At 65.5% G+C, this 25,777-nt stretch carries 26 protein-coding genes; 12 read left to right on the top strand and 14 right to left on the bottom strand.

Annotated elements, in window-relative coordinates; all coding sequences use genetic code 11:
* The 10 genes from bchM (at position 1) to ACQY4S_RS08155 (ending at position 7,962) form a co-directional block, all read left to right on the top strand.
* Positions 1-756 carry a magnesium protoporphyrin IX methyltransferase gene (gene bchM, locus ACQY4S_RS08200; RefSeq protein ID WP_428484719.1) on the top strand — a complete coding sequence of 252 codons (756 nt, stop codon included), beginning with the start codon at positions 1-3 and terminating at the stop codon, positions 754-756.
* Positions 753-2,231, top strand: coding sequence for a PucC family protein (locus ACQY4S_RS08195; protein ID WP_428484718.1), 1,479 nt, complete (start codon positions 753-755; stop codon positions 2,229-2,231). Before bchM ends, ACQY4S_RS08195 begins: the two co-directional genes overlap by 4 nt.
* Positions 2,232-2,235: 4 nt before the next feature.
* On the top strand, positions 2,236-3,003 hold the full coding sequence (puhA, locus tag ACQY4S_RS08190) for a photosynthetic reaction center subunit H (RefSeq protein ID WP_428484717.1): 768 nt from the start codon (positions 2,236-2,238) through the stop codon (positions 3,001-3,003).
* The gene (gene puhB, locus ACQY4S_RS08185) at positions 3,000-3,653 is read left to right on the top strand and encodes a photosynthetic complex putative assembly protein PuhB (protein WP_428484716.1); all 654 of its coding nucleotides are present in this window, start codon (positions 3,000-3,002) and stop codon (positions 3,651-3,653) included. The genes puhA and puhB overlap by 4 nt, the downstream gene beginning before the upstream one ends.
* Before the next feature lie 11 nt (positions 3,654-3,664).
* On the top strand, positions 3,665-4,174 hold the full coding sequence (gene puhC / locus ACQY4S_RS08180; protein WP_428484715.1) for a photosynthetic complex assembly protein PuhC: 510 nt from the start codon (positions 3,665-3,667) through the stop codon (positions 4,172-4,174).
* Positions 4,171-4,467, top strand: coding sequence for a hypothetical protein (locus ACQY4S_RS08175; RefSeq protein ID WP_428484714.1), 297 nt, complete (start codon positions 4,171-4,173; stop codon positions 4,465-4,467). Before puhC ends, ACQY4S_RS08175 begins: the two co-directional genes overlap by 4 nt.
* The gene (gene acsF, locus ACQY4S_RS08170) at positions 4,464-5,549 is read left to right on the top strand and encodes a magnesium-protoporphyrin IX monomethyl ester (oxidative) cyclase (RefSeq protein WP_428484713.1); all 1,086 of its coding nucleotides are present in this window, start codon (positions 4,464-4,466) and stop codon (positions 5,547-5,549) included. The genes ACQY4S_RS08175 and acsF overlap by 4 nt, the downstream gene beginning before the upstream one ends.
* 15 nt (positions 5,550-5,564) lie before the next feature.
* Positions 5,565-6,407, top strand: a complete 843-nt coding sequence (gene puhE, locus ACQY4S_RS08165; protein WP_428484712.1) for a putative photosynthetic complex assembly protein PuhE — start codon at positions 5,565-5,567, stop codon at positions 6,405-6,407.
* Positions 6,404-7,615: a 5-aminolevulinate synthase gene (gene hemA, locus ACQY4S_RS08160; RefSeq protein ID WP_428484711.1), complete on the top strand. Its 1,212-nt coding sequence runs from the start codon at positions 6,404-6,406 to the stop codon at positions 7,613-7,615. Before puhE ends, hemA begins: the two co-directional genes overlap by 4 nt.
* Positions 7,616-7,692: 77 nt before the next feature.
* Positions 7,693-7,962 carry a hypothetical protein gene (locus ACQY4S_RS08155; protein ID WP_428484710.1) on the top strand — a complete coding sequence of 90 codons (270 nt, stop codon included), beginning with the start codon at positions 7,693-7,695 and terminating at the stop codon, positions 7,960-7,962.
* A 24-nt stretch (positions 7,963-7,986) separates the two neighbouring features.
* On the opposite strand, the gene ACQY4S_RS08150 is transcribed toward ACQY4S_RS08155, so the two are convergent.
* The 14 genes from ACQY4S_RS08150 to ACQY4S_RS08085 form a co-directional block, all read right to left on the bottom strand.
* Complete coding sequence (locus tag ACQY4S_RS08150; protein WP_428484709.1) at positions 7,987-8,967, bottom strand: TAXI family TRAP transporter solute-binding subunit; 981 nt, start codon at positions 8,965-8,967, stop codon at positions 7,987-7,989.
* Between the two features lie 103 nt (positions 8,968-9,070).
* Positions 9,071-9,874, bottom strand: coding sequence for a hypothetical protein (locus tag ACQY4S_RS08145; RefSeq protein ID WP_428484708.1), 804 nt, complete (start codon positions 9,872-9,874; stop codon positions 9,071-9,073).
* Between the two features lie 452 nt (positions 9,875-10,326).
* Positions 10,327-11,259 carry a c-type cytochrome gene (locus ACQY4S_RS08140; protein WP_428484707.1) on the bottom strand — a complete coding sequence of 311 codons (933 nt, stop codon included), beginning with the start codon at positions 11,257-11,259 and terminating at the stop codon, positions 10,327-10,329.
* 102 nt (positions 11,260-11,361) lie between these two features.
* Positions 11,362-12,384, bottom strand: a complete 1,023-nt coding sequence (gene pufC / locus ACQY4S_RS08135) for a photosynthetic reaction center cytochrome PufC (protein WP_428484706.1) — start codon at positions 12,382-12,384, stop codon at positions 11,362-11,364.
* The gene (gene pufM, locus ACQY4S_RS08130) at positions 12,381-13,367 is read right to left on the bottom strand and encodes a photosynthetic reaction center subunit M (protein WP_428484705.1); all 987 of its coding nucleotides are present in this window, start codon (positions 13,365-13,367) and stop codon (positions 12,381-12,383) included. Before pufM ends, pufC begins: the two co-directional genes overlap by 4 nt.
* Positions 13,368-13,388: 21 nt before the next feature.
* Positions 13,389-14,216 (bottom strand): photosynthetic reaction center subunit L, encoded by an 828-nt coding sequence (gene pufL, locus ACQY4S_RS08125; protein WP_428484704.1) that lies wholly within the window; start codon positions 14,214-14,216, stop codon positions 13,389-13,391.
* Positions 14,217-14,314: 98 nt separating this feature from the next.
* A complete protein-coding gene (gene pufA / locus ACQY4S_RS08120) occupies positions 14,315-14,500 on the bottom strand; it encodes a light-harvesting antenna LH1, alpha subunit (protein ID WP_428484703.1) in 186 nt (61 codons plus the stop codon).
* 13 nt (positions 14,501-14,513) lie between these two features.
* Positions 14,514-14,741, bottom strand: coding sequence for a light-harvesting antenna LH1, beta subunit (pufB, locus tag ACQY4S_RS08115; protein WP_428484702.1), 228 nt, complete (start codon positions 14,739-14,741; stop codon positions 14,514-14,516).
* 372 nt (positions 14,742-15,113) lie between these two features.
* Positions 15,114-16,562, bottom strand: coding sequence for a chlorophyllide a reductase subunit Z (gene bchZ, locus ACQY4S_RS08110; RefSeq protein ID WP_428484701.1), 1,449 nt, complete (start codon positions 16,560-16,562; stop codon positions 15,114-15,116).
* A 4-nt stretch (positions 16,563-16,566) separates the two neighbouring features.
* Complete coding sequence (gene bchY / locus ACQY4S_RS08105) at positions 16,567-18,066, bottom strand: chlorophyllide a reductase subunit Y (RefSeq protein ID WP_428484700.1); 1,500 nt, start codon at positions 18,064-18,066, stop codon at positions 16,567-16,569.
* Between the two features lies 1 nt (position 18,067).
* Positions 18,068-19,060, bottom strand: coding sequence for a chlorophyllide a reductase iron protein subunit X (locus ACQY4S_RS08100; protein ID WP_428484699.1), 993 nt, complete (start codon positions 19,058-19,060; stop codon positions 18,068-18,070).
* Positions 19,057-19,992, bottom strand: a complete 936-nt coding sequence (gene bchC / locus ACQY4S_RS08095) for a chlorophyll synthesis pathway protein BchC (RefSeq protein WP_428484698.1) — start codon at positions 19,990-19,992, stop codon at positions 19,057-19,059. The genes ACQY4S_RS08100 and bchC overlap by 4 nt, the downstream gene beginning before the upstream one ends.
* A gap of 136 nt (positions 19,993-20,128) precedes the next feature.
* On the bottom strand, positions 20,129-21,310 hold the full coding sequence (locus ACQY4S_RS08090; protein WP_428484697.1) for a methyltransferase: 1,182 nt from the start codon (positions 21,308-21,310) through the stop codon (positions 20,129-20,131).
* A gap of 441 nt (positions 21,311-21,751) precedes the next feature.
* Positions 21,752-22,618, bottom strand: a complete 867-nt coding sequence (locus ACQY4S_RS08085) for a polyprenyl synthetase family protein (RefSeq protein WP_428484696.1) — start codon at positions 22,616-22,618, stop codon at positions 21,752-21,754.
* A gap of 178 nt (positions 22,619-22,796) precedes the next feature.
* On the opposite strand from ACQY4S_RS08085, the gene crtD reads away from it, so the two are divergent.
* Together crtD and ACQY4S_RS08075 are read left to right on the top strand one after the other, a co-directional pair.
* On the top strand, positions 22,797-24,278 hold the full coding sequence (gene crtD, locus ACQY4S_RS08080) for a 1-hydroxycarotenoid 3,4-desaturase CrtD (protein ID WP_428484695.1): 1,482 nt from the start codon (positions 22,797-22,799) through the stop codon (positions 24,276-24,278).
* A gap of 71 nt (positions 24,279-24,349) precedes the next feature.
* Positions 24,350-25,273, top strand: a complete 924-nt coding sequence (locus ACQY4S_RS08075; RefSeq protein ID WP_428484694.1) for a carotenoid 1,2-hydratase — start codon at positions 24,350-24,352, stop codon at positions 25,271-25,273.
* The last annotated feature ends 504 nt before the right edge of the window (positions 25,274-25,777 follow it).

Genomic DNA, 25,777 nt, shown 5'->3' with positions numbered 1-25,777 from the left:
ATGCCGTCTGCTGATCCGTCATGGCCGGGGTTGTCCCAGCCATCCACCCCCGGCCATGACGGGGCAGGGGGCACCTACACCGCCCGCCGGGGCGAATTGCTGCAATACTTCGATCGCACCGCGGTGGAGGCGTGGAAGCGCCTGACCTCTGATGCGCCGGTCAATCGCATCCGCGCCACCGTGCGCGCCGGCCGGGAGGAAATGCGTGGCACGCTGCTGAACTGGCTGCCGGACGACCTGCGCGGCGCCCGCATACTCGACGCCGGCTGCGGCACCGGCGCGCTTGCCGTCGAGGCCGCCAGGCGCGGCGCGCATGTCGTCGCCATCGACCTCTCGCCCACGCTGGTCGGTCTGGCGCGGGAGCGGTTGCCGCACAGCCTGGGCGCCGGCACTATCGATCTCCACGTCGGCGACATGCTGGACCCAACCTTGGGTCGCTTCGACCATGTCGTGGCGATGGACTCGCTGATCCACTACCGTGCGCTCGACACCATCCGCACGCTGGCGGAACTAGCGAAGCGCACTGACCGCTCGATCGTCTTCACCTTCGCTCCGCGCACCGTGATGCTGAGCGTCATGCACGCCGCCGGCCGGCTGTTTCCCCGCGGCGACCGGGCGCCCGCCATCGAACCGGTGCGTGAACGGACCATCACTCGTCGCATCAGCCATGACCTTGCTGGCTGGTTCACCGCGCGGACACATCGGGTGTCGACCGGCTTCTATATTTCCCAGGCGCTGGAAGTTGTTCGGCCATGAGCGCGATCAGCAACAAGCTCGCTGGCAACTGGAGCCGCGTCAGCACACGGTTCCTGCCGTTCGCCGATGCCGCGACGCCGGAGTTGCCGCTGGGCCGGCTGCTGCGGCTGTCGCTGTTCCAGGTCTCCGTCGGGCTCGCCGTGGTGCTGCTGATCGGCACGCTCAACCGCGTCATGATCGTCGAGCTTGGTGTGCCGGCCTGGCTGGTGGCGGTGATGATCTCCCTGCCGCTGGTCTTCGCGCCGTTCCGTGCCGTGGTGGGCTTCCGCTCCGATACCCATAAGTCGGTGCTGGGCTGGCGCCGCGTGCCGTATATCTGGATGGGCACGCTGCTGCAGTTCGGCGGCTTGGCAATCATGCCGTTCGCGCTGATCGTGCTGTCCGGCGACAGCCACGGCCCGCCGATCTATGGCCAGGTGGGCGCCGCGCTGGCGTTCCTGTTGGTCGGCGCCGGGCTGCACACGACGCAGACCGTCGGGCTGGCGCTGGCGACCGATCTGGCACCGCCGGCAGCCCACCCTAAGGTCGTCGCCCTGCTCTGCATGATGCTTCTGCTGGGCATGGTTGGCGGCGCGCTGACCTATGGCGTGCTGCTGGCGCATTTCACCGAGATCAAGCTGATCCAAGTAATCCAGGGCACCGCGCTGGCGACCATGATCCTGAACGTCGCGGCGCTGTGGAAGCAGGAGGTGCGTAACCCGGCGCAGACCGCTAGGGACCGCGTGGATCCGACCTTCAAGCAGGCCTGGATCGCCTTCCGGCAGACGCCGCAAGCCAGGCGGCGGCTGATCGCCCTGGGCCTCGGCACCATCGCCTTCAGCATGCAGGACATCCTGCTGGAACCCTATGGCGGGCAGGTGCTGCATCTGACCGTTGGCAACACGACGATCCTCAGCGCGCTGCTCGCGACCGGCGGCCTCAGCGGCTTCGGTCTCGCCGCGCGCCTGCTGGGACGCGGGGCCGATCCTTACCGGCTGGCCGCCTTTGGCGCGCTGGCCGGGCTGGTCGCGTTCAGCGCGGTGATCTTCGCGGCACCGCTGGATTCGATCGCCCTGTTCGCCATCGGCACCGCGCTGATCGGCTTCGGCGCCGGTCTGTTCGGGCATTGCACGCTGACCGCGGCGATGGGCACCGCCCGCGTCGGCCAGATCGGCCTGGCGCTGGGCGTCTGGGGTGCCGTGCAGGCCTCCGCCGCCGGGTCGGCGGTCGCCGCCGGCGGCCTGATCCGCGACGGCATCGGCGTCCTTGCCGCGAATGGGACGCTCGGCCAGGCGCTGGATGTGCCGCAGGCCGGCTACGCCTTTGTCTATCACATCGAGATCTATCTGCTGTTCGCCACCCTGATCGCGCTAGGCCCGCTGGTTCGCCGGCCGAGCGTCGAACCTCGTCCACGCCTTCACGACCCTCGCCGGCACGAAGCCGCTGGCTTCGCCCTTGGCGAACTTCCTTCCCACTCGCTCAGCCTTCCGAGGTAATGTCATGCAAGCTGGCGCCATAACTGGTTATATCGATGTCGCGCAGGTCGCGCTCTATGTGTTCTGGGTGTTCTTCGCCGGTCTGGTCTATTACCTGCGGCGGGAGGACAAGCGGGAAGGCTATCCGCTGGTGACCGAGCAGCCTGGGCAACGCCTGCAGGGCTTTCCGTTCCTGCCGACGCCGAAGACCTTCCTGCTGTATAGTGGCGAGGAAGTGCAGGTCCCGCGTCCAGACGACCAGGAGCCCGAGTATGATGCAGTGCCCGCGGAGGGCTTTCCCGGCGCCCCACTGCTGCCGCTCGGCAATCCGATGCTGGCCGGGATCGGGCCTGGCGCCTCGGCGTTGCGCGCCGATAAGCCCGATCGGATGATTGAGACGAATTCCATCAAAATCCTGCCGATGCGTGTGCTTCCGCTGTACTTCGTGCCGGAGGAAAGCCCCGATCCGCGTGGCATGGAAGTGGTTGGCGCCGATGGTGTGGTCGGCGGCATCGTCACCGACATGTGGATCGACAAGGCCGAGGACGTGGTCCGCTATCTGGAAGTGACGCTGGCCGCCGGCCCGTCGGTGCTGCTGCCCAAGCCCCTGGCGAAGGTCAACATGACAGCCCGGCAGGTCGTCGCGGTGTCCGTCATGGGCGGGCAGTTCGCCGACGCGCCGCTGCGCGCCAACGCCGACGAGGTGACGACGCGGGAAGAAGACCGCATCCAGGCCTACTTCGGCAGCGGTCATATGTATGCCAAACCCAGCCGCATGGAGCCGCTGCTATGAACGGGCACGATCACGAGCCGGTGCGGGGCCTGCCGGCGCCGCTGCCGGACGGCGAGACCATCCTGTGGCAGGGGGGGCCGAACTGGCAGACCCTGGCGCGCCGGGCGATGCGGGTCCGTGTCGTCACGGTGTACTTCGTGCTGCTCGCGGTCTGGGGCATCTCCGGCGGCGTCTCGGCCGGGACCTCCGCCTGGGACATCGCGCTGTCGACCCTTCGACTGGGCGCGCTTGGCATGGTGGCGGTCGCCATACTGGCGCTGTTCGCCTGGCTGGTGGCGCGCACGACGGTCTATACGATCACCACGCGGCGCGTGGTGATCCGCTTCGGCATCGCGCTGCCGATCACGCTGCAAGTCGCCTTTCCGATGATCAACACGGCCGGCGTGCATCTCTGGTCGGGCGGCCACGGCGACATTGCGCTGGTCGTGCAACCCGCCAAGCCGCGCATCTCCTATTTCGTCATGTGGCCGCACGTGCGGCCGTGGAAAATGAACCACGTCGAGCCGATGCTGCGCTGCGTGCCCGATGCGGCCGGGGTGGCGCAGATCCTCGGACGCGCGCTCGCCGCCTCTGCGTCGCAGCCGGCGCAGGCGATGCCGGTGTCCGCCGTCGCCGGCGATAGCAGCGCTCACGTACCCGCCGCCGCCTGAGGAAGTTTGTCATGAGCCACTCATCCCAGCCTCGGCCGTCCTCACGCAGCATCCCGATTTTCATGGGGACGGTCATGCTGCTGGCCATCCTGCTGGCCGCGTTTGGCCGCATGGCGGGTCTGGCGACAAGCAAGCCGACGGCGTTGCCGGTCGCCTCCCGCGAACTGCTGTTCCGCGATCAGCCGAATGGCGCCGTGGCGATCTTCGACACGAAGGATGCCGCCACACCGATCAGCATTGCCGCACCTGGCACCAACGGCTTCCTGCGGGCGACGATGCGCGGCCTGGCGCGCCAGCGTCTGCGCCAGGACAGCGACCGGGCGGCCGACGAGGCAGTGCCGTTTCGCCTGACCGAATGGGCTGACGGGCGGCTGACGCTGGAGGACACCACCACCCATCGCACGGTGGAAATGGAGGCATTCGGCATTACCAACGAGGAAGTCTTTGCCCACCTGCTGACCGCCCCGTTGCCCACGCCACTGCCCACTGGCCGGCCGGTGACCGAGCAGGCCGGACCATGAGCAACCCTGCCAAACCCAGGCGCTTTGACGTGCCCTGCACCGTCGAGATCGAGCAGACGCCGGAAAGCCTGCACGCCTACGTCACGCCCGAGGGTGTCGAGATCGGCCCCGGCGACCGGGTACTGGTGCATGGCGCGCCCTCACGCATCGGCTACGGCGAGCGCGTCACCCTGCAATGCCACGCGACGGTGACGCGCGCGGGTATGCTTGGCCGCTTCTGGGCGCATGTCAGCGGCCTGCTGTCGCTTGTCGAACTCTACGAAGTCGGCTTCGAGCCGAAGGAGTGCACATGAACGCGATCAACCCGGCGTCGGGCAACAAGGCCACGGCGAAGCAGGTCAGCGAGACCACTAAGCTGGCGCAGCGTGACACGGTGCTGAGCCCGCGTTTCTACACCACCGACTTCGCCGCCATGGAAAAGCTGGATGTCGACCCGGTGCGCGTCGAATGGGACGCGCTGATGGCCGAGTTCGCGCGCGACACCAACAAGACCCACTTCACCCGCAACGCCGATTTCGACATCGACCTGTCGACCATGCCGGACGACCTGCGGGAGGAGTTCATCCACTTCCTGGTCAGCTCGGTAACGTCCGAGTTCTCCGGCTGCGTGCTGTACGCGGAAATCAAGAAGCGCGTCAGCAACCCCGACATCCACGACTGGTTCGCCTACATGGCGCGCGACGAGGCCCGTCATGCCGGCTTCATCAACGACACGCTGAAGGATTTCGGCGTCGGCGTGGACCTGAGCTTCCTGACGAAGGTGAAGAAGTACACCCACTTCCAGCCGAAGTTCATCTTCTACGCGGTCTATCTGTCGGAGAAGATCGGCTATGCCCGCTACATCTCGATCTTCCGGCAGTTGGAGCGCCATCCGGAGATGCGGTTCCACCCGATCTTCAAGTGGTTCAAGGAGTGGTGCAACGACGAGTTCCGCCATGGCGAGGCGTTCGCGCTGGTGATGCGCGCCAACCCCGCGGTGCTCAGCGGGATCAACAAGCTGTGGATCCGCTTCTTCCTGCTGGCGGTGTTCGCCACCATGTTCGTCCGCGACCACGGCCGTCCGGTGTTTCACCAGGCGCTCGGCCTTGATCCCAGCCAGTACGACATGCAGGTCTTCCGCATCACCCAGGAAATTGCCAAACAGGTGTTCCCGGTGACTCTGGATTTGGACAATCCGGCGTTCCTGGCCGGGTTGCAGCGGCTGCTGCGGCTGAGTGAAAAGATCGCGGCGAACAAGGGACAATGGGGTTTCGGTGGCATCCTGAAGGGTCTGGGACTGAAGGCCGCGGCCGCGGCAACGCTTGGCCGGCTGTTCCTGATGCGACCGCAACGGCACGAACTGCCGCGGCAGGTCTGTGTCGCGCCGGCCTGGTAGGGCGACGCGCAACTCATGGCCCAATACGGTTTACCCGCGCTGCACGGCCTGCTGATCTGGTGGGTCAGCACCTGCCTGATCCTGTTCCTCGACGGACTGCCCAGACGCACCTTCCGATGGAGCATGGCCGGCGCCACGGCGGCCTTGGGCGGCGCGCTCTACGGGCTGATCACCAGTGCCTTCGACACCAGCGTTTCCGGCGCCTACTGGGCGTTCACCTGCGCCGTGCTGGTCTGGGGCTGGCTGGAGATGAGCTTCTACATGGGCTACGTCACCGGCCCGCGCACCCGTCACTGCCGCCACGGTTGCGGCGGCTGGCGACATTTCGGGCATGCCATCCAGGCCAGCTTGTATCACGAGCTCGCGATTCTGCTGCTGGGCGCCCTGGTGATCGGGTTGACCCGCGGGGCGCCGAACCAGTTCGGCACCTGGACCTTCATCGTGCTGTGGTGGATGCACCAGAGCGCCCGTCTGAACGTCTTCCTGGGCGTCAGCAACCTGAACGCCGAGTTCCTGCCGGAGCACCTGGCGCATATTCGCAGCTTCTTGCGCAATGCGCCGATGAACCTGCTGTTCCCGTTCTCGGTTACCGCCTCGACGATCTGCGCCGTGCTGATGGCGCAGCAGGCGGCGGCGGCGGGCGGCAACGCTTTCACCGTTACTGGCTATGCGCTTCTGACGACGATGATGATCCTGGCGATCCTGGAACACTGGTTCCTGGTGCTGCCGATCTCCGCCACCAAGCTGTGGAACGGCCTGTGGCAGTGGAGTCTGAGCTCACGCGGCGGGAGCGCCAAGGTGCCGCAAGCCCATCACGGACCTTTACCAAGACGAGCAACGATCGGGGGACGCCTATGAACTACGAGACCTTCTTCCGCAAGCAGATCGACGTCCTCCGCCGTGAGGGCAACTACCGGGTCTTCGCTGATCTGGAACGTCAGGCGGGCCACTTCCCGTGCGCGACGCACCACCGGGAACGTGGCCAGGCGCCGGTCACGGTATGGTGCTCGAACGACTACCTGGGCATGGGGCAGCACCCGACGGTGATCGGTGCCATGCACGAGGCGCTGGACCGCTGCGGCGCGGGCGCCGGCGGCACCCGCAACATCGCCGGCACCAACCATTACCACGTAATGCTGGAGCGCGAGCTGGCCGACCTGCACGGCACCGAGGCGGCGCTGCTGTTCAACTCCGGCTACATGTCGAACTGGGCGTCACTGAGCACGCTGGCGGCGAGGATGCCGGGATGCGTGGTGGTGTCCGACGAGGCCAACCATGCCTCGATGATCGAGGGCGTGCGGCACAGCCGAGCGGAGAAGCGGATCTTCCGGCATAATGATCCGCGGGATCTGGAGCGGCAACTGGCGTCGCTGGACCATGACCAGCCGAAGCTGGTGGCGTTCGAGTCGGTCTATTCGATGGACGGCGACATCGCGCCGATCGCCGAACTCTGCGACGTGGCGGACCGGTACGGCGCGATGACCTACCTGGATGAGGTGCATGCCGTTGGACTGTACGGCCGTCGCGGTGGCGGCGTCAGTGAACGGGACGGCGTCGCGCATCGGCTGACGGTAATCGAGGGCACACTGGCCAAGGCGTTCGGCGTGGTCGGCGGATATATCGCCGGATCGGCCGCGCTGTGCGATTTCGTGCGCAGCTACGCCTCGGGCTTTATCTTCACCACGGCGCTGCCACCGGCAGTGGCGGCCGGCGCGGTGGCCAGCATCCGGCACCTGAAGGTCAGCCAGATGGAGCGGGCCAGGCATCAGAACCGAGTGGCGCTGCTGCGCCGGCGGCTGGACGCAATCGGCGTGCCGCACTACGACAACCCGAGCCACATCGTGCCGGTCATGGTTGGCGACCCGGTGCTGTGCAAGCAAATCAGCGACCGGCTGCTGGACGAGTTTTCCATCTACGTCCAGCCGATCAACTATCCCACCGTGCCGCGCGGCACCGAGCGCCTGCGGATCACCCCGTCGCCATTGCATACGGATGGCGATATCGAGCATCTGGTCGGTGCGTTGGGCGCGATCTGGGCGGACCTGAGCTTGCGAAGGGCCGCCTGATCACCACGTCTCGATCCGTTTGAACAAGGGAGGTGGCTAAAGTGACAAGCTACGATGGGAACGCGAGCAGACGGCGGTTGCTGAAGGCGGGTCTTGCCGCAATTGGCGGCGTTGTTGCCGCGCATGGCGTCCGGGCTGAGCAGACAATGGCCCAGAAGAACGTCGCGGAACCAAAGATGGCGCAGGAGAAGATCGCGCAGAATCTGGTCCAGTACCAGAATCAACCGAAAAATGGTCAGAAGTGCAGCACATGCGTCAACTTCGAGGCGCCAAACGCTTGCAAGATCGTTGCCGGAACGATTAACCCTGAAGGCTGGTGCATCGCGTTTGCACCGAAGGAGTCGTAGTTAGCATCAAGATCGTTGATGTGATCACTGGTCCTGGAGACGTTGCTGCTGGAAATACTGCAAGGTGGCATCCCTCTGGGCCGGTGTCAGCGGAATGCCACGCCTAGCCAGGAATTTGTCGAACCGCGCCTCCGCCGGTGCGCTGATAGCGGCGGCTGTAGTGAGCCGTGCATGCTGGGCCAGCCAGTCGGACGCTGGCTTGAAGCGTGTCCAGCCCGGCTGGGCGGCGGCAAGGTTCACATCATGCCATACTGGATGATGAGGCGGCTTCAGCAGTTCTGGAAACTTCGTGAAGAACGTGTCAACAAAGGTCACTAGGTTGCGGTACCTGACAGAGCCCAGCGGCCAGTCAAAGACGGCGAGTGTGACACCAACGCCAACTGTCTCCACGGTCTGGTCCTCAGGGATGAGCGTTGGGTAGTCGGCGTGGGTAAACAGGCCGCCTGGCAGATAGGTCTTTTCAAGCGCCTCATTGCTTGGCACGGACAGGAAGTGCAGGTTTGTATCAGCCGGCGTGGTCGCGAACAGGCGAACCGGCTTGCCGCCGAGATAGACATTCGCGGCAATTTCGCCGCGCCGCAGTTTGTCTTGTGCAATGGTCGGTTCATCAGTACGGAAGTCAGGCGCGATGCCGAGCGTCTTGAAAATGACCCGGGCGGTAAGGTTGGTGCCGGCACCCTGAACGTCGATGTTAACTGGCTTGGCTTGTAGATCCGAGACAGACGTGATGTCGCGCCGTGCACAAATATGCACGTCATTGTTATAGAGCTTGCAAATATACTGAATTTTCCTCAATCCGTCCGGGTAGAGATTCTGCGACTTGGCATAGCTGAGAACGTCCGCGGCAACCAGCGCAAGGTCGACTCCGGGCAGGTAAAGCAGGTCGCCGAGGTTCTGCAGCGATCCCTTGCCAACAATTGGTATAATGCGCAGTTGATCCGAGTTGAGGACAGAGGTGAGATCGGTGGCAACACGCATGAACGTGCCGTCGATCTCGCCTCCCATGATCCCGATGGTACTCGGTTGCGCGGACGCAGCCGCACTGGCGGAAGAGCGCGCCAGAAGTGCGGATGCTGGAAGAGCCGACAGAAGGAAACGCCGCCGCATGTTACCTCACGGAAAGGACTTCAAGGAGGGGACCAGCCTCGGGATCTCCAAGAGCGGTGGCACGTTCATACCATAAGCGCGCGAGCGCTGGGTCGGCATCGATTCCACCGACAGCGGTCTGATCGACGTAGGCAGGATCATAGAGGCGGCCAAGGCTTAGCGCGGCAGCCGCGTCGTCCATTTGAGCCGCGCTGAGATAGAACCGTCGCGCGGCGGAAATATCACCGCGTTGTTCAGCCGCTCGCCCCTGATTGTAGAGCTCGATAGCACGAGCAGTGGGGCGCGTGACGAGCTTGGCGGACAACTGAGGCTGACTTGCGGCTGGTGCGGGCATGGCCGGCGCGGAATGCATTGTGAAATCGCCTGCTGCGGCACCCGTGCCTGCCACAGGGGTTGGTGTCGAATGTAGCGGCACGGAAAGTTCCGTCGCATCCGTGCTGGCTACAGGGCCGGGCGCGGGCGGCCGGTTGGCTGGAGCGCTTTCAACTGGTGGCGCAAGACCTTGAGTGTCAGGAAAAGGCTGTTGCGGATCGTTTTTCAGGAGAGCCAGGAGTTCGGTGATCTGTGTCGGGGTGGCTGCCGGAAACATGTCCAACAGGGTGACCACGGTTTCACCCATATTGTCCCCGGAAGGCGCCCAGCGATGGCCCGCGGCCGCCTGCGCCTTGGCTCGGGCAAGCAACTCTTCGAACGTGGGAGAGGCAGCCGCCGCAGGAAACACGACGATCAGCACGAGACAGATCACGTCGAATAATCGGCCGAGACGTCTTGCGGCGCCAACCAGCCGGTAAGTTAGCGACTTCAAGCCTCGGCTACTTGTTGCAAGGTCCCTGCATCGCCGCGGTGTGATCTGCGTTGCATTGTCCGCAAATCTTGCCCAATCCTCAGCCGCCAGATTTCCCGGAAGGACACGTGATCCGCTGAAAATCCCGAAAAGCATTCTTCAATACTCCCGCGGGAGCTGTTTCCTCTTTCTCTGCATCCGCGCCGATTAACGGCATGCAAGCGTTTCCAATTATCGACAATGGACCAGGATCGTCCAGCGCGCCAGACACTTTGGGCTGATGTCGACCGCCGTCGTGCCACGCGGTCTGAACGGCGTGAGGTGTCCAACGTGCCGCGTGCGCGTGCGTCAACCTTTTATCTCAGCAGCGATGTCACTCGTGTCCAAGCTATTCAGCCAGGTCGACCAGCCCATAATCGCGAAAAGCCATGTCAGAAGACATCACGCCCGTTGGCCCTTGGGATCAGCGGAAGCTACTTCGCGGGTAGCGGCTCCGGGTTGGGCGACAGGGTGCGCAAGTAGTCGATGACGTCGGCACGCTCCTTCGGATTGGGTATCCCCACGAACGTCATCCTGGTTCCCGGCGCATAAGCGCTCGGCTTCTTCAGCCATTCATACAACTCGTCATAGGTCCAGGGACCTTTATGCGCCTTGAGCGCAGCGGTGTAGTTGAAGCCCGCCATATGGGCGTGCGGGCCGCCGACCACGCCATAGAGATTCGGACCAATGCCAGCCTTCCCGCCGTTCGTGAAGGTATGGCAGGCGATGCAGCCCAGCTTCTTGGTATCCGCCTCACCGGTCGCCGGATTGGCCGAGGCAAGCAGGGTCTCCACCGGCGGGTCCCCGGCAGGCGCCGCCGCAGCGGTCGATGCCTTGGGCGGGTTTAGCTCCGCCGCCGTCGGTGTCGGCAGCGGCTCCGGGCTGTGCGAGAGCGTGTGCAGGTAGTCGATCACATCTGCCCGCTCCTTGTCGTTGCTGATGCCGGCAAAGGTCATCTTAGTACCCGGAGCATATTCACTGGGCTTATGCAGCCACTCGTTCAGCTCCGCAAAGGTCCAGGGCCCCTGCTTGGCTTTCAGTGCGGCTGAGTAGCTGTAACCCTGCATGTGCGCGTGCGGGCCGCCGACCACGCCATACAAATTGGGCCCAATGCCGGCCTTGCCGCCTTCGGTAAAGGTGTGGCAGGCGACGCAGCCCAGCTTCTTGGTGTCGGCTTCACCCGCGGCGGGATCGGCCTTGGCCAGCAACACGGCGACCGGCGGCAGCGGGGCCTGGGCAGGCGCATTTCCAGGCGTCGCTTCGGTCGGGACGTCGATCTTGATCGCCATCTGCTTCAGCGGTCGCTCGACGACCAGGTTATCGCCGATCAACCCAGTCAAAAAGAAGGCTATCCCGGCGATCAGCACCGCCGCGATAGCCTTGTTGATCTCAATCGAATTCATGCCGTCTCAGCTCCAGCCACGGGACCGCCCCTGGCCCGGCACATATTATAAAGCGATACGGTTCGGCTAGGGGTGGGTTTGCAATTCCGGAAAATCTTTCACCATGCTGACGCCGAACAGGGGCTTGTAGACACCATTGTGGCAGGTCGCGCAGTTCACCTTGGCGGAATCGCCATCGGCACCCAGCCGAACCGGCGGAAACACCGTGTGCAGGGGGTCAAGGTAGTTGTCGTTCAGGTCCCTGACCATGCGGATGCCATACCAGGCGTTCACTCGCTGCGGCGTGCTCTGGCTCCAGTCGGTGAACGCCCTGGTGTTGTGGCAGTAGGTGCAGTTCACGCCGAGCGACTGGGAGAAGTGGATCATCAGCGAATAGGTCCAGTAGGTCTGCTTGATCGACGACCGATCGTCGGTGGGCAGCGCCGTCTGACCAATGACGCGGATGTTGGCGTCGTGCTCCAGGAACGGCGTGAACGGATCGAAGGGCAGGGAACTGTCCTCGGCGACGGCGGCCGGATGGTTCTTGCCCGCCGGGATCTGCGCGAAGCCGCTGGCCTGGACCGGGCCGGGGTTATCGAACCAGACGTTGGCCGGAACCGGGTTGCCGCGGTGGCAGGTATAGCAGGTCACGCCGGTCGCCGCGACGTGGCTTTTCCAATCGGCGTTGACGTGCTGCACCATCTGGATCATCCGCCTGGCGACGACCTTGGTATACACCGTGTCAGCCGCCATGTTGTTGACATCGTGGCAATAGGCGCAGCCTTGCACCGGTGCAACCCAGGTGGTGATCGACGCCATCAGCCGGGTAAAGTTGCCGACACTGACATCTTTCAGCACCTGGACGTTTTTGTAGACCGCCCCGGCCTTGCCACCGACGTCCGGCAGTCGTGGCAACGACGCCGGGATCTTGTTGGCTGCGAGTTCCTCCCTGACAAAGCGCGGATTGTAGATCTCGTCCATCGCAGTGCCGCGAAAGCCGCGTTGGATGCCGTTCATGGGAGGCCACTCGGTCTGGTACAGAATGACCGCGGCAACCGCGAGGGCCGCCGCCACGGCGCCCCCCAGGGTGACTTGCTGACGGAAGTTCATTGCCCTGCTCCCGGGGGTAACGTCTTGAGTGGGTCCACGATGTTCCCCCAGATCTGCGGATAAGGTGCCGCGATACCATGCTTGACGCCCCAGAGGTACCAGTTGTCCACCACGGTACCGGTCAGCAGGATGCCGATCCCGCCGGTCAGTGTGGTCAGCACGGCGAACCACCAGAGCCAGCGATGGATCGATTCCGCAGTGGCGTTAAAGCCCATGGTCCAGCGCCAGAACAAGGCGCCGCGTTCAAACGCGGTGCCGCGGTCGACAATCTGTTCAATCTCGCGTTCGGCGCCGTAGCGGCTGGTCGCCATCACCGTGCCGGCGTGCATGCCGAATATCACGGCGGAGCCATACAGGAACACGATCGAAAGCATGTGGAACGGGTTGTAGAACAGGTTTCCGTACCGGATGGAGAAGGACGCGGTCCAGTCAAGGTGCGGGAAGATGCCGAACGGGACGGCCTCGGCCCAGCTTCCCATCAGGATCGGGCGAATGAAACCCAGCACCAGATACAACCAGATCGCCGACGCGAACGCCCAGGCGGTGTGGGTTCCCAGTCCCAGCGCCCTGGCCCGTCGATACATACGGGTCCACCAAAGCAGGATGGACGCGGTCAGAAAGAACCCGGCCAACAGCCACCACCCGCCCTGGGCCAGCGGCGGCAGGATTTTCAGGCCATATGCCGGCGGCGGCGGTTCAAGCGCCAGCCAGGGCAATTGCCGGACGAACTGGATCGGGTTCCAGTCGACCGACGCCCACATGTTCAGACCGATGATCTCGAAGGCGATGAAGCCGCAAACCAACGAAGCGATGCCGGTGAACCCCAGGTAGATCGGACCAACCTGGGCGTCGCCGAACAGGCCGAACAGGTAGGAATGAAACGGCCTGCCGGAGCGCGCCCAACTGCCGCGCGGCAGTGCGACGCCGGTTTGCACCGGACCTTGTACCTGAACCCGGGTGAAGATATTCTGATACTCTGCCATGTTTGCCTCCCCGCTGCCGGATCAATGCGCCCAGATCGGAAGATTGAGCCACCAGGTCCACCATTCCGGCCAGCCACGGCTCCAGAACGGTCCGCTGATGATGATGCACACCGCGCTCCAGAACGACGCCGAGGCGGCCAGGAATATTCCCAGGCGGTGGATGCCCAGCGTGCCGATTGAGTAGCCGATGGTATCGCGGAAATAGGCGTTCTCGTACTCCGGTCCCTTGACCATCTGGCCCTTGGGGGGATTGGCGGCGGACAGGATCAGCGAGGCATGCAGCCCCAGTGCCAGCGCATTGGTGAAGAAGAAGCTCACCGCGATCATGTGCGCCGGATTGTAATGGAAATGCAAGTACTGGTACCCGGTGTTCGACACCCAGTCCAGATGGGCCAGGATGCCGTACGGGAACCCGTAGCCCCAGGCGCCCATCAGCAGCGGGCGGAACACCACCAAGGTGACGTACGCTAGGATGGCGAAGCTGAAGACGAACGGCACATGCAATCCCATGCCCAGCTTGCGGGCGATCTCAACCTGGCGCAGCGCCCAGGAACAGAAGGCGCCGACTGCGCAGATGGTGATCAACTGCCACAGCCCGCCTTCCTTCAGCGGCGCGAAGGCCAGCCCGTAGCTCAGGTCGGGTGGCGCTATGTTGATGCGCCAGACATTCCAGGTCGGTCCAATGGCGGCGCCCCAGATGATCAGGAGCGTGCCGAGCAGGGCGAAGAAGATAGTAGTTACGCCGAAGAAACCGACCCAGAACGGCCCGACCCAGAAATCGAACAGGTCACCGCCGATCAGGGTGCCTCCGCGGGTGCGGTACTTCCTCTCAAAACTGAGCATAGCCATCGCCATGATCTCCAACTAGTCGTCAGGCATTTGGGTCAAGAAGTAACGGACAAGGCCTTGGTGTGTTGCGGCCCTGTCCGTTACTCCGTTTCGCCACGTTATTTCGCGGTTGATGGCAAGGGCGCCATCTGTGCCGCGGTCGCGCCGGCATGCGGCCCTTCCAGCCAGTTGAACCGGGCGGTGCTGAGCAGGATGAAATGGATCAGCAGAGCCAGCACGAACAGGAAGATCGCCAACGCGACAAGCACGCGCCGGGGATCGAACAGAAGCCAAATGCGCCACATATCCGTTTCCCCCTTAGACGAATTGCGAGATCACGTGGCCGACCATGCCACCGGCGTCATTCAGCCACGAGGTGGCATAGCCGTTGGGTCCGGGCAGCCAAGGACGCCATTGCCACGCAAGGAAGTGCGCAATGATGGCGATTACCGTGAAGACGATAAAGCTCGTGATAAAGATACCGTGGAACTCTTTCGCCTCCGTCTCCGTCAACCCCGTTGCCGAGGGTCCTGGTGCGATAGCCATGTTATTACTCTCCGGAAACAGCCTTGCGGCCGGTGTCGCGCGCATCCCGCGCGACTGGGATTGCCGTGGGATAGCGGGCTACGGCGCCCATTCCGCCTGGGACCGCCAGGTGGAACCTCGGACCGCCCGTTGGCGTGCCGCGCGGGCGGCTGGGGGCAGCTACTTGAAACAGGGACTGCTGGGAATGCGTGGTCGCGAACATGGCTCGACCGTCCAACATCGCCATGGCGGGCGAACGTTCGCCGTCCGCGCCTTGCGATACTGGTGCGGCCAAAAGCGTGGATCCCGGCCGTTCGCCCGCCATGACGTGAGAAGCTTGCCGTAGCATCCCAGACAGATCGAACGATCGAACATAGAAGCTTATGTTTTCGCTCATGCAGCCACCCGTTCGGCCAACGCGTGACAGACGCGGCCGGCGGTCACCCGGTCTTCCCCGGCCTGTCTCACGTCTTGCTCGACACGATCGCGCAGCCGTTTTGCAGCCGAGATACGGACCAGGAACGGTTCTGTTTCAAGATACTTATCCAGCCGTTCCTGCGCATCCTCGTCCCAGGGCAAGCTGGACGACATTCTTGTTGGCGTGGCTTCAATCTTGTCCATGTCGGTGCCCAGCGGCAGGATATTGAATAGCGCGTCGAACAGGGCGTTACAGTATTCCTGGATGACATAGGTGGCGCCGGCATATCCCATGAACGGCGTGCCGATCGACCGACGGATGATCGCACCGGGAAACGACGCCGGTATATACATGCTGCGGTTGCCCGCCTCGGCGATGTACATTCGTTCGTTATAGGACCCAAACATCACCAGCGGGGTCTTGCTCCGCATCGCCTGCCGCACCGCGGCGTTGTCCGGCTTGATGCCGGGCGCACGGGAGAAAGCGAAGGTGCAGGGGATGCCCATCTCGTCTTCCAGGAAGCGCCGCAGGCCGCGGGCATAGGTTTCGGTTGCAACGACCGCGAAGGACGCGGTGGCGAAGAAATCCTGCGTGACGCTGCGCCACAGGTCCCAGATTGGCTTGATCGTGGTGTGCTTCTCGCGCTCGATGAATGGCTCGGGATCCACACCGGTCAGTTCACCAAGCTTGCGCAGGAAGTTGGTGGTGGCGAAAAGCCCGATCGGCGCTTGCAAATACGGTCGGTCAAGCTCCTCGCAGAGCTTGCGGCCAAACTCGCGATACAGGCAGACGTTCACGTCGGCGTTCGGCAGGCGCTGCACGTCGTCGATGTGCGCGCCGAGCGGGAACACGAGGTTGATTTCGCAGCCGATGCCTTCGATTAGGCGGCGGATTTCGGCGACGTCGGACGGCATGTTGAAGGTGCCGTAGATCGGGCCAATGATGTTGACGCGAGGCTTGGTGCCTTCCGGGCGTGGTGCGCGCGGCTTTGGTTTGGATCGTTTCGCACCAAACTCGGACCACAGCCAGTTGATGGCGCGGTCGGCGGCTTGCCACTGGTCCTCGTCGATCGTGCGCGGGATGAACCGCAGCAGGTTCGACCCCTCGGGCGTGACGCCACCGCCGATCATCTCGGCGATGCTGCCCGTTACCACCACCGCCGGCATGTCCGGGTCCTGCGTCCCGGCCGCCCGTCGCATCGCGTCCTCGGTGCCATTCCGGGAAAGTTCTTCTTCCGACAGGCCGGTAACGACGACGGGCAGTTCATGTGGCGGCAGGGCGTCGGTGTAGTGCAGCACGGCGGTGACCGGCAAGTTCTCGCAGCCGACCGGGCCGTCGATCACCACGCGCAGGCCGCGGATCGCGGTGAAGGTGTAGACCGCGCCCCAGTAGCCACCAGCCCGGTCATGATCGATCACGAGCATCGCGTCAGGTCCCCACGGCCTGGCTTGCCTTGGCTTTCGCCTCTCGCGCTCGCCTGTAGCGCTCCTTTGAACCGGGCGGGTCCTTCGGCACATCCTTCCAGCCATAGCCGGCGGTTTCGCCGGCGCCGACCTTGTCGAAGAAGCTCACCATGCGGGCGAACCGCTCGCGTCCCCTGGTCTGAGCGGCGACGATCGCGGCCAGCGCGCCGGCACCGGCCGGTCCGAACAGCGGGCGCGCGGAGACCATGTTGGTGAAGTAAAGCGCTGGAATGCCGAGCGCCTTGGCTTTCTGCACCAGCGGGGTGGTGCCGACTGCGAGGTCGGGGCGGACGTGCAGCATTGCCGCGATGTCCTGTTCCAGTGAGGCGCGATACTGGACATGCGTGCCGCGGGCTTCCAGCCAGGCGCGATCGGGCGCGCTCCAGTCCGTCCTGGGGCAGGCGGTGCCGACATAAGGCACCTCGGCGCCGGCCTCCATCAGCAGGCGCGCAACCAGCAGTTCTGAGCCTTCGTAGCCGGAAACGGTGACGCGGGCGCTGATCGGATTGGCCTCCAGCGCGGCGCGGATCGCCGGCAGAAATCGGGCCTTGGCGGCGTCGATCTTGTCGGCGGATACGTTCGCGGCGGCGCCGATCGCGTCCAGCCAGGCGGCGGTGCCATCGTGGCCCACCGGGGCCGATCCGACAATGGGACGGCCGGCGGCCTCGAATTCGCGGAATGACGCGGTGTAGAAAGGATGCACCGCGGCGGCGACGGCGCAATCGAGCGCGCCATACAGATCGCGCCATTCACGCGATGGGATCTGCGGACCGACGGCGAGGCCCATGGGGGCGAGCATCGCGCCGACGCCGATCGGATCGACCGGAAACAACTCGCCGATCAGGGTCACGGTCGGCATGTCGGCCTGCGCGCGGGGCCGGGCGACGGGGCCGGATTCGGCTTCCAGACGCGCGTAGCGCAGCATGGCGCCGGCCAGCACATCCTTCGCCTCGGCGTGCGTGGGCACACCGAAACCCGGCACGTCGATACCGATGATGCGGACGCCGTCGATCGCCTTGGGCAGACGATCCAAAGGCACGCCGGAGGCAGTCGGCACGCACAGGTTGATCACCACCACGGCGTCGTAGTCGGCCGGCTTGGCGGTCTCGTACACCGCGTTGCGGATGTCCTCGTAAAGCTGGCCGCGCACCAGGGTTTCCGAGTTAAACGGCACATAGCCGACGCTGCGCTTGGCGCCGTAGAAATGCGAGGTAAAGGTCAGCCCGTAGACGCAGCACGCCGATCCGGACAGGATCGTCGCGGTGCGCTTCATGCGCAGCCCGACGCGCAACGATCCGAACGCCGGGCACATCGATTGCGGCTGGTCATGCGGGCCGCGCGGGTAATCCTTCAGAAGCTGGTCGAGGATTTCACTTTTCCCCGCCGCGCGTGCCGCGTCCAGCATGGTCTCCCGGCCACCGTGGCAGCCGGATGCGGTGTCGGGAGGGATGATCGATCCGTCCATCTCAGGCGCCTTCGTAGATTACTTCGAGCGACGGCTTTTCCAGGATTGTCGCCGCGCACATGTCCTCCAGCGTTGCCGGGTCCAGCACCACGTCGCGGCCGACGGCATCGCCGGCGAACAGGCCGAGCAGGGCGTCCTGGGTCAGCGGCGAGGGACGCACCGGGGGGGCAAGGGCGACCTGTTCGGCGAGCTGTTCGAACACCGAGGCCCAGCGGCCGCCGGGCTTGCCGATGATCTCGTAGCTGGCGCTCTTGCGGCGGATGTCGTCGTCGGCGGGGATCGCCGACAGCACCGGGATGCCGACCTTGCCGGCGAAAGCCTGCGCCTCCCCGGTGCCGTCATCCTTGTTGATGACCATGCCGGCAACACCGACGTTGCCGCCCATCTTGCGGAAGTAGTCCACCGCGGAGCAGACGTTGTTGGCGACATACAGCGACTGCAAGTCGTTCGAGGCGACAACGATTACCTTCTGGCACATGTCGCGAGCGATCGGCAGGCCGAAGCCGCCGCAGACCACGTCGCCGAGGAAGTCCAGCAGGACGTAATCAAAGCCCCAGTCATGGAAGCCGAGTTTCTCCAGCAGCTCGAAGCCATGGATGATGCCGCGGCCGCCGCAGCCACGGCCGACCTCCGGGCCGCCCAGCTCCATCGCGAAGACGCCGTCGCGCTTGAAGCAGACATCGCCGATCTTCACCGCCTCACCGGCCAGCTTCTTCTTCGACGACGTCTCGATGATGGTCGGGCAGCTCCGGCCGCCGAACAGCAGCGACGTGGTGTCGCTTTTCGGATCGCAGCCGATCAGCAGCACGCGCTTGCCCTGCTGCGCCATCATGTAGGACAGGTTGGCCAGGGTGAAGCTCTTGCCGATGCCGCCCTTGCCGTAGATCGCGATGACCTGGGTTTCCTTCTTTACCGGACCGCTCGCCGGCGCGTCCGGCTCGATCGCCGCTTCGGAGCGGAGCCGTGAAAGGGCCGCATCGAAAGGTGCGTTCATGCGCTGGCTCTCCAATTGAGGATCATTTTCAGGCAGGTCGAATCGTTGAAGGCGGTGCGGTAGGCGGCCTCCGCCTGGGCGGCTTGCATGCGGTGGGTGATCAGGCCGTCGAGCGACAGGCTGCCATCAGCGATCAGGCGGCGGACGGCCGAGAGGTCGTCGGGCTGCCACTGCGCGGCGACGCGGAACCGGGCTTCCCGCATGAAGGCCATGGGAAACGCGAAGGACAGTCGTTCGGCGTAGAAGCCGGCCAGGACGATCTCGCCGCCGGGGACGAGGCGCTGGACCAGCGTGTCCAGCAGGTTGGCATCGCCGCTGGCGTCGCAGATGCAACGGTAGTCGCGGCGCGGATCGACGTCCGGGTGCAGCACCTGATAGCCCTGGGCGCCGTCCACCCGCCGCGGGTTGATTTCCCAGACCATGGGCGGCGCACCGCCGGCCGCCAACACGAGGCGGGCGAGCAGCCGGCCGACGACGCCGTGGCCGACGATCAGGTCGGGCAAAATAGTGCCGGCGATCGCATGTTGGGCGGTCGCGGCCAGCGCCAGCAGCACGCCGTGTTCGGCCAGATCCGGATCAATCGACAGCGCCCGTTCGGACCGGACAACCAGGCGGGAGGCGGCGCCGCCGAACAGGCCGCGGACCTCGCCAAAGCAGCTTGCGCCGGGCACGAAGACGGTCTCGCCGACCCGTCCGGCGAAGTCGGGTCCGGCGGCGACGATCTGGCCGACCGACTCGTAACCGGGAACCAACGGATAGCCCATGCCGGGGAAGGCTGGCATGCGGCCCTGCCAGAGCAGACGCTCGGTGCCGGTGCTGATACCGCTCCAGGCGATGTCCACGACCACGTCCGCATTGCCGGGTGGCGTCAGGACGAGACGGTTGACCGAGAGAGATTCAGGTTTGCTCAGCACGACAGCCAGCGCTTCCATCCTAGGCACCTCCTGCCGGGCCCATGCGGGCTAGACTTTTACGACGTCGGCTTTCATGACGTCCCGGCCTTTGTGTCATCCTAGATTGACATTTAAGACTGTCAACTCCGATTTACGACCGGCGAGGTATTCCGGGTCATGCGTCTGGTTTCGTGGCAACCATGACGCGTACCAGCATGGGCCGGCGGGTTGGCAGCAGGCGCATCCGGGCAAATCCCGCCTTTGCCATCAGGCCGGACAGTTCTGCCGCGGTGCGCGGCCGGCCGCTGCCCATGGCGAGCAGGTAGAAGCCGAAGTAGGCGCCGACCGACTCGGCGCCGGCGGTGCCTGCCATCGGTTCCGCCAGCAGCAGCGTGCCCCCTGGCGGCAGCGCTCGGCAGGCGGACCGCAGGATCGCCAGCGCGATGTCGTCGTCATGGTCGTGGATGACGCGGATCAACGACACGATGTCAGCACCATCAGGCAACGGACCGGTGCGAGCATCACCGCCAACCGCCTCGGACCGGCCGCTCAGGCCGGCTTTGGCAAATCCCGCCTGTGCCCGCTCCGCCACCGCTGGCAAGTCGAACAGGATCAGCCGCAGCTCTGGTGCCGCAGCGGCAGCCTGGGTCAGGAAGCTGCCGTCGCCGCCGCCGACGTCCAGCAGGCAGCGATGGCGGTCGAGCCGATACGCCGCCAGGATGTCGGCCGCTACCAGGGGCTGCGATGCCGCCATCAGCGCGCTGTAGGCGGCGACCTCCGGTGGCCCCAGCGCCGCCGAACGATCGCGGGCGGCGTAGGGCCAGAGGCGGCCGAGCGCGGTATCCGGCTGCTCGCCACGTAACAGCGCCACGGGATCGCGCAGGTCGGCATAAAGCGCCGTATGGTGCTCGATCATGGCCGCGATCGCTGGGTTGCCGTGCAGCGCGGCGCCCAGAACACCCAGGCCGAAGCGGCCGCCACGGCGGTGTTCGGCCAGCCGCAGCGCCGCTGCCGCCGTCAGCAGCCGCGTTGTCGCGTCAACTGAAAGTGACAACTGGGTGGCGAGGCGGTCCAGAGTCTGCGACCCCTCCGCTAGGATGTCGAACAGGCGCAGCCTGACGCAAGCGACCAGCACCTGGCTGTAGACGAACCCGGCTGTGATATCGAAAAGCGCCCGTGCTCGGCGGTTGGCGATCGGCCGGGTCAATGGGAAGCGGACGGCCCAGCGTTGGAACGCCGGACTGGCGAGCAACCGGTTTCGCAGCGCGAACCAGTGGTCGCCGAAGCCTCGCCCGGGCCGTTCCGGTTCGGCATGAGGCGGCGTGTCCACAATGCCGAGAGATGTCCGCACGGACATTTAGACCATAATCGTTTGAGATTGCTTCATAACCGGTGTCCGATCATGGTCTAATTCCTTGCTTGATCGCGTGCTTCACGCCTTATGACCGGTCAGTCTCAGGCGATCACGCGGCGCCACAAGCCGGGAGGGGCCGGCGTGCGCCCAATGCACATCGAATCCGAGAAGCATGTGCATCGGTCAGGCGCTGCCGCGTGACCGGGCTGCTGACCACGCGGGGGACGAGCGGCCTTGATACCGCCGACTTGTGGGAACGGTTGCGGCAAAGGCGTGGAGGGCGGGCCTTCGCCGGCCATGACGTGCGGGCGTTTAAATCGCCTCCGAGGCGCCATTTCAGCGCACCATGGCACCTCCGCCTGGCATGACGAGGTAGAGACGGTGCCCTTCTCCACGCGGTGGCGTCAGACCGTGATGGCGGCGCGCTGCCATGACAAACCCGTGTCACGCGGCCCGCTGCGACAGGTCCTTTGGCAGCAGCCGACGAGCTTCGCCGAGGGTCAGCGCCCGCAGCGCGGCGGCACCCTGGCATGGCGGAATGGAGTCCGCCGCCGCCGCCGCCAGCGACTCCAGGTGCCGCATGGCGCTGTCGATGCCCATAGTCAACGCCGCATTCGGCCGGGCCAGCGCCTGGTCGCGGCCGGTGGGCTTGCCCAGGTCGGATGCCCCGGACAGCACGTCGGCGATGTCGTCGGCCACCTGATAGGCCTCGCCCAGACGCTCCCCCAGTTCGCGCCAGGGTTCGGGTTCGGCGCCGGCGGCGGCGGCGCCCGCCACCGTGGCGGCGGCAAACAAGGCGCCGGTCTTGGCGCGCTGATACTGGCCAAGATCAATCCTGGGTTCGGATTCCCAGGCCTGACCGGCGGCGATGCCGGATGGCATGCCGGTGGCGCCGGCCACGGTCAGGATCAGCGCCGCCAGACGTGCGGGAGACCGTGCGGCACCCCAGGCAATGGCTTGGAACGCCAGCACGATCAGTGCGTCGCCTGCCAGCACCGCCAGCGGCTGGCCAAAGGCGTGGTGCACCGAAGGCCGGCCGCGCCGCGTGTCGGCATCGTCGAAGCAAGGCAGGTCGTCATGCACCAGCGATGCGCAGTGCATCAGCTCGATTGCGGCGGCGGCGGCGTCGGATGCCGCCGGGTTGTCATCCCCGCAGGCGGCGGCGACAGCCAGGCACAGCCGAGGCCGGATGCGGGCACCGCGGGGAAACACCGCGTGACGCATGGCAGCCGCGAGCAACGGCGGGCCGCCGCTGTCGGCATGATCCAGCGAGGCGGTTAGCGCCTTCTCGATCCGGATGACAGCATCCATCGCATTTCCCCCTCGTGACCTGTGGCAGGCGTGATCCGTGACAGGTGTGACCTGTGACAGACCTCATGTGTGACTCGTGCGGCGTGTGTCTATTCTGGTTGTCAACCTTGAGTGTCATGTTATATTGACACTCAAGTCAACCACGAAATTGGACACCAGCCCGGTGCGGACACCTCGCGTGACAGTGGTCGGTGCCGGCGCCGGCGGCCTGGCGGCGGCCATCGATCTGGCGACGCGCGGTGCGGCCGTGACGCTGCTGGAGCGTGCCGCCATTCCCGGCGGCAAGCTGCGCCAGATGCGGGCTGGCGGGGTCGCGATCGACGCCGGACCGACCGTGCTGACGATGCGGTGGGTGTTCGACCGGTTGTTCGCTGACGCCGGATCGTCCGTCGAGGCGCATCTGACGCTGCATTCCGCCGACCTGCTGGCCCGCCACGCCTGGAGCGCCACCGAACGGCTGGACCTGTTCGCCGATATCGAACGCTCGGCCGAGGCGATCGCCGGCCTCGCTGGCCAGAAGGAGGCGGACGGCTACCGCGCCTTCGTTGCACGGACGCAGCGGGTCTACCGCACACTGGAGGGTCCGTTCATCCGCTCGCCGCGGCCCACCGCGTTCTCCCTGACCGCTGGGCAGGGGCTGCGCGGCCTGACCGAGCTGTGGGGTGTCTCGCCGTTCGCCACGTTGTGGAAGGCCCTGGGCGAGCATTTCCGTGATCCCCGGCTGCGCCAGTTGTTCGGGCGTTACGCCACCTACAGCGGGTCCTCACCGTTCCAGGCGCCGGCGACGCTGATGCTGATCGCGCATGTCGAGCAGCAGGGTGTGTGGCTGGTGGCAGGCGGCATGGTGCGGCTGGCCGAAGCGCTGACCGCGCTGGCCGAGCGGCAGGGCGTGGTAGTGCGGGCCGGCGCGGCGGTGGCGGAGATCGTGGTGCGTGATGGCCGTGCCGGCGGCGTGGTGCTGACGACCGGCGAGCGGGTCGAAGCGGATGCGGTGGTGTGCAACGCCGATTACGCGGCCCTGGCGGCCGGCGCATTCGGTTCGGCCGTTGCCGGCCTGAAGCCTGTGCCGAAATCGGCGGCGCGGTCGCTCTCGGCGGTGACCTGGGCGCTGTCGGCAGCGACCGAGGGGTTTCCGCTGACCCGCCACAACGTGTTTTTCTGCCGCGACTACAAGGCGGAATTCGACGATATATTCCGCCGCGGCCAACTGCCGGCCCATCCCACGGTCTATGTCTGCGCGCAGGATCGCGGCGGGCCAGGCGCGCCGCCGGATGGCGGACCGGAGCGGCTGCTGGTCCTGGTCAACGCGCCGCCCATCGGCGACCGGCACATCTTTACCTCAAGCGAGATCGAGCCATGCGCGAGACAGACCTTCGGCCTGCTGGAACGGTGCGGCCTGACTATACATTACCGTCCGGAAGCGACGGCGATCGCCACACCGACCGACTTCGCGGCGCTGTTCCCGGCGACGGGCGGGGCGCTGTACGGCCAGGCGGTGCACGGCTCGATGGCGGCATTCCGCCGGCCGGGCGCGCGCAGCACGATGCCGGGCCTGTATCTGGCGGGGGGCAGCGTGCATCCGGGCCCGGGGGTGCCGATGGCGGTGCTGTCGGGCCGGCTGGCGGCGGCAAGCCTGCTGCGGGACCTGACTTCGGGGTAACGCCGCCGGCCGGCGGCTATGTCTGGTGGTATGTCGATGCGCTGAGCGACGATGGCGCCCATGGCATCACCTTGATCGCGTTCCTCGGCAGCGTGTTTTCTCCCTATTACGCCTGGGCGCGCCGGTCCTGGGCACGCGGGCAGGGCGGCGGCGATCCGCTGCGCCACTGCGCGCTGAACGTGGCGCTGTATGGGCAAGGGCGGCGCTGGGCGATGACCGAGCGAGGCCCGCGATCGGTGGCGCGCGGCGCCGATTTCCTGTCGATTGGCCCCAGCGCGCTGTCGTGGGACGGCTCCGGGCTGACGGTGCGGATCGACGAGATCGGCGTGCCGGTGCCGCGACGGGTGCGTGGAACGGTGCGGCTGTATCCGTCGGCGGTCGAGAGCCGGACGCTGGCGCTGGATACCGCCGGTCGGCACCGCTGGCGGCCGATCGCGCCGTGCGCCCGCGTGGAGGTCATGCTGGACCAACCCGGCCTGTCGTGGTCTGGCCCGGCCTACTTCGATACCAACAGCGGCGATCGGCCGCTGGAGGCGGACTTTCTGCGGTGGGATTGGAGTCGGGCGGCCGTGCCGGGCGGCACCGCCGTATTGTACGACGTGGTGCGGCGGGATGGGGCGCTAACCCTGGCCATGCAGTATGCCGCCGCGGGAGGTGTCGAGGATTTTGCCGCGCCGCCGCCGGTGGCGCTGCCGCGCACGCGGTGGCGGGTGCCACGGCGGATTTGCGCCGCAGCGCCGCGGGTGACGGAGACGCTGGAAGACACCCCATTCTACGCCCGTTCCGTCGTGCAGGCGGACCTGCTCGGCCAACAGGTCACCGCGATGCACGAGAGCCTGGCGATGGACCGGTTCAGTGCGCCATGGGTGCAGGCAATGCTGCCGTTTCGAATGCCGCGGGCGCGATCAAGGTCGCCGGCGATCGGCGCAGGCCCGATCAAGGCAACGGGAGCGGCCGAAGCGGATGAACAAGATCCATGCAGGAACCGCCGGTAGGTTAAGCACCGATGAAAGCCGCATGAAGGGATGCAGAGGCGTGAGTCATAGCGCCCAGCCATTCCATAGTCGCTCGCCGCCCCGGCGCATGCTGGCGCTGCCTATGTTGGGAACTGCTAACTTTCCATCCACGGGGAACCAACGTATCGGCGCCTATAGCGCCCTGGCATGAACATAATGTCGCGGCGCTCAGAAAGGCACCACTTGAGTGATTCGCGAAACTGGTATCCCACTGAAATGCTGAACAAAGTGATCGTCCGAGTTTCCTGCCCAGGCGTCGTTGCTTGGTTTCTTTAACCGGCCACGGCCGAATCCATCATGTCGATGGCAAGCCGGACGCGGCACCTCCAGACCGCCTGGGCGATATCCGTGGTGTTCAATCGGCGGCATCCTGCTCGTCCGGCAGAACACGCGAATGACGCGGGCAAGCGACGGAAACGGGTGCGCAGACGAATAGCCGATGCGGGTCAGTCACGGTCACTCAATCTCCTCATGACGGGCCTG

The organism is Rhodopila sp. (assembly GCF_965276935.1).
Classification (GTDB): Bacteria; Pseudomonadota; Alphaproteobacteria; order Acetobacterales; family Acetobacteraceae; genus Rhodopila.
This window is presented reverse-complemented; position numbering and strand designations above follow the sequence as displayed.

Bases quoted from the DNA above. Each gene is read 5' to 3' on its own strand.
- ACQY4S_RS08195 (WP_428484718.1), top strand. From the start codon at position 753: ATGAGCGCGATCAGCAACAAGCTCGCTGGCAACTGGAGCCGCGTCAGC.
- pufL (WP_428484704.1), bottom strand. From the start codon at position 14,216: ATGGCTATGCTCAGTTTTGAGAGGAAGTACCGCACCCGCGGAGGCACC.
- ACQY4S_RS08090 (WP_428484697.1), bottom strand. From the start codon at position 21,310: ATGTCCGTGCGGACATCTCTCGGCATTGTGGACACGCCGCCTCATGCC.
- pufC (WP_428484706.1), bottom strand. From the start codon at position 12,384: ATGAACTTCCGTCAGCAAGTCACCCTGGGGGGCGCCGTGGCGGCGGCC.
- hemA (WP_428484711.1), top strand. From the start codon at position 6,404: ATGAACTACGAGACCTTCTTCCGCAAGCAGATCGACGTCCTCCGCCGT.
- bchM (WP_428484719.1), top strand. From the start codon at position 1: ATGCCGTCTGCTGATCCGTCATGGCCGGGGTTGTCCCAGCCATCCACC.
- acsF (WP_428484713.1), top strand. From the start codon at position 4,464: ATGAACGCGATCAACCCGGCGTCGGGCAACAAGGCCACGGCGAAGCAG.
- ACQY4S_RS08100 (WP_428484699.1), bottom strand. From the start codon at position 19,060: ATGAACGCACCTTTCGATGCGGCCCTTTCACGGCTCCGCTCCGAAGCG.
- bchY (WP_428484700.1), bottom strand. From the start codon at position 18,066: ATGGACGGATCGATCATCCCTCCCGACACCGCATCCGGCTGCCACGGT.
- bchZ (WP_428484701.1), bottom strand. From the start codon at position 16,562: ATGCTCGTGATCGATCATGACCGGGCTGGTGGCTACTGGGGCGCGGTC.
- puhE (WP_428484712.1), top strand. From the start codon at position 5,565: ATGGCCCAATACGGTTTACCCGCGCTGCACGGCCTGCTGATCTGGTGG.
- ACQY4S_RS08085 (WP_428484696.1), bottom strand. From the start codon at position 22,618: ATGGATGCTGTCATCCGGATCGAGAAGGCGCTAACCGCCTCGCTGGAT.
- puhA (WP_428484717.1), top strand. From the start codon at position 2,236: ATGCAAGCTGGCGCCATAACTGGTTATATCGATGTCGCGCAGGTCGCG.
- puhB (WP_428484716.1), top strand. From the start codon at position 3,000: ATGAACGGGCACGATCACGAGCCGGTGCGGGGCCTGCCGGCGCCGCTG.
- ACQY4S_RS08150 (WP_428484709.1), bottom strand. From the start codon at position 8,967: ATGGGAGGCGAGATCGACGGCACGTTCATGCGTGTTGCCACCGATCTC.
- bchC (WP_428484698.1), bottom strand. From the start codon at position 19,992: ATGGAAGCGCTGGCTGTCGTGCTGAGCAAACCTGAATCTCTCTCGGTC.
- ACQY4S_RS08175 (WP_428484714.1), top strand. From the start codon at position 4,171: ATGAGCAACCCTGCCAAACCCAGGCGCTTTGACGTGCCCTGCACCGTC.
- pufM (WP_428484705.1), bottom strand. From the start codon at position 13,367: ATGGCAGAGTATCAGAATATCTTCACCCGGGTTCAGGTACAAGGTCCG.
- puhC (WP_428484715.1), top strand. From the start codon at position 3,665: ATGAGCCACTCATCCCAGCCTCGGCCGTCCTCACGCAGCATCCCGATT.
- pufB (WP_428484702.1), bottom strand. From the start codon at position 14,741: ATGGCTATCGCACCAGGACCCTCGGCAACGGGGTTGACGGAGACGGAG.
- pufA (WP_428484703.1), bottom strand. From the start codon at position 14,500: ATGTGGCGCATTTGGCTTCTGTTCGATCCCCGGCGCGTGCTTGTCGCG.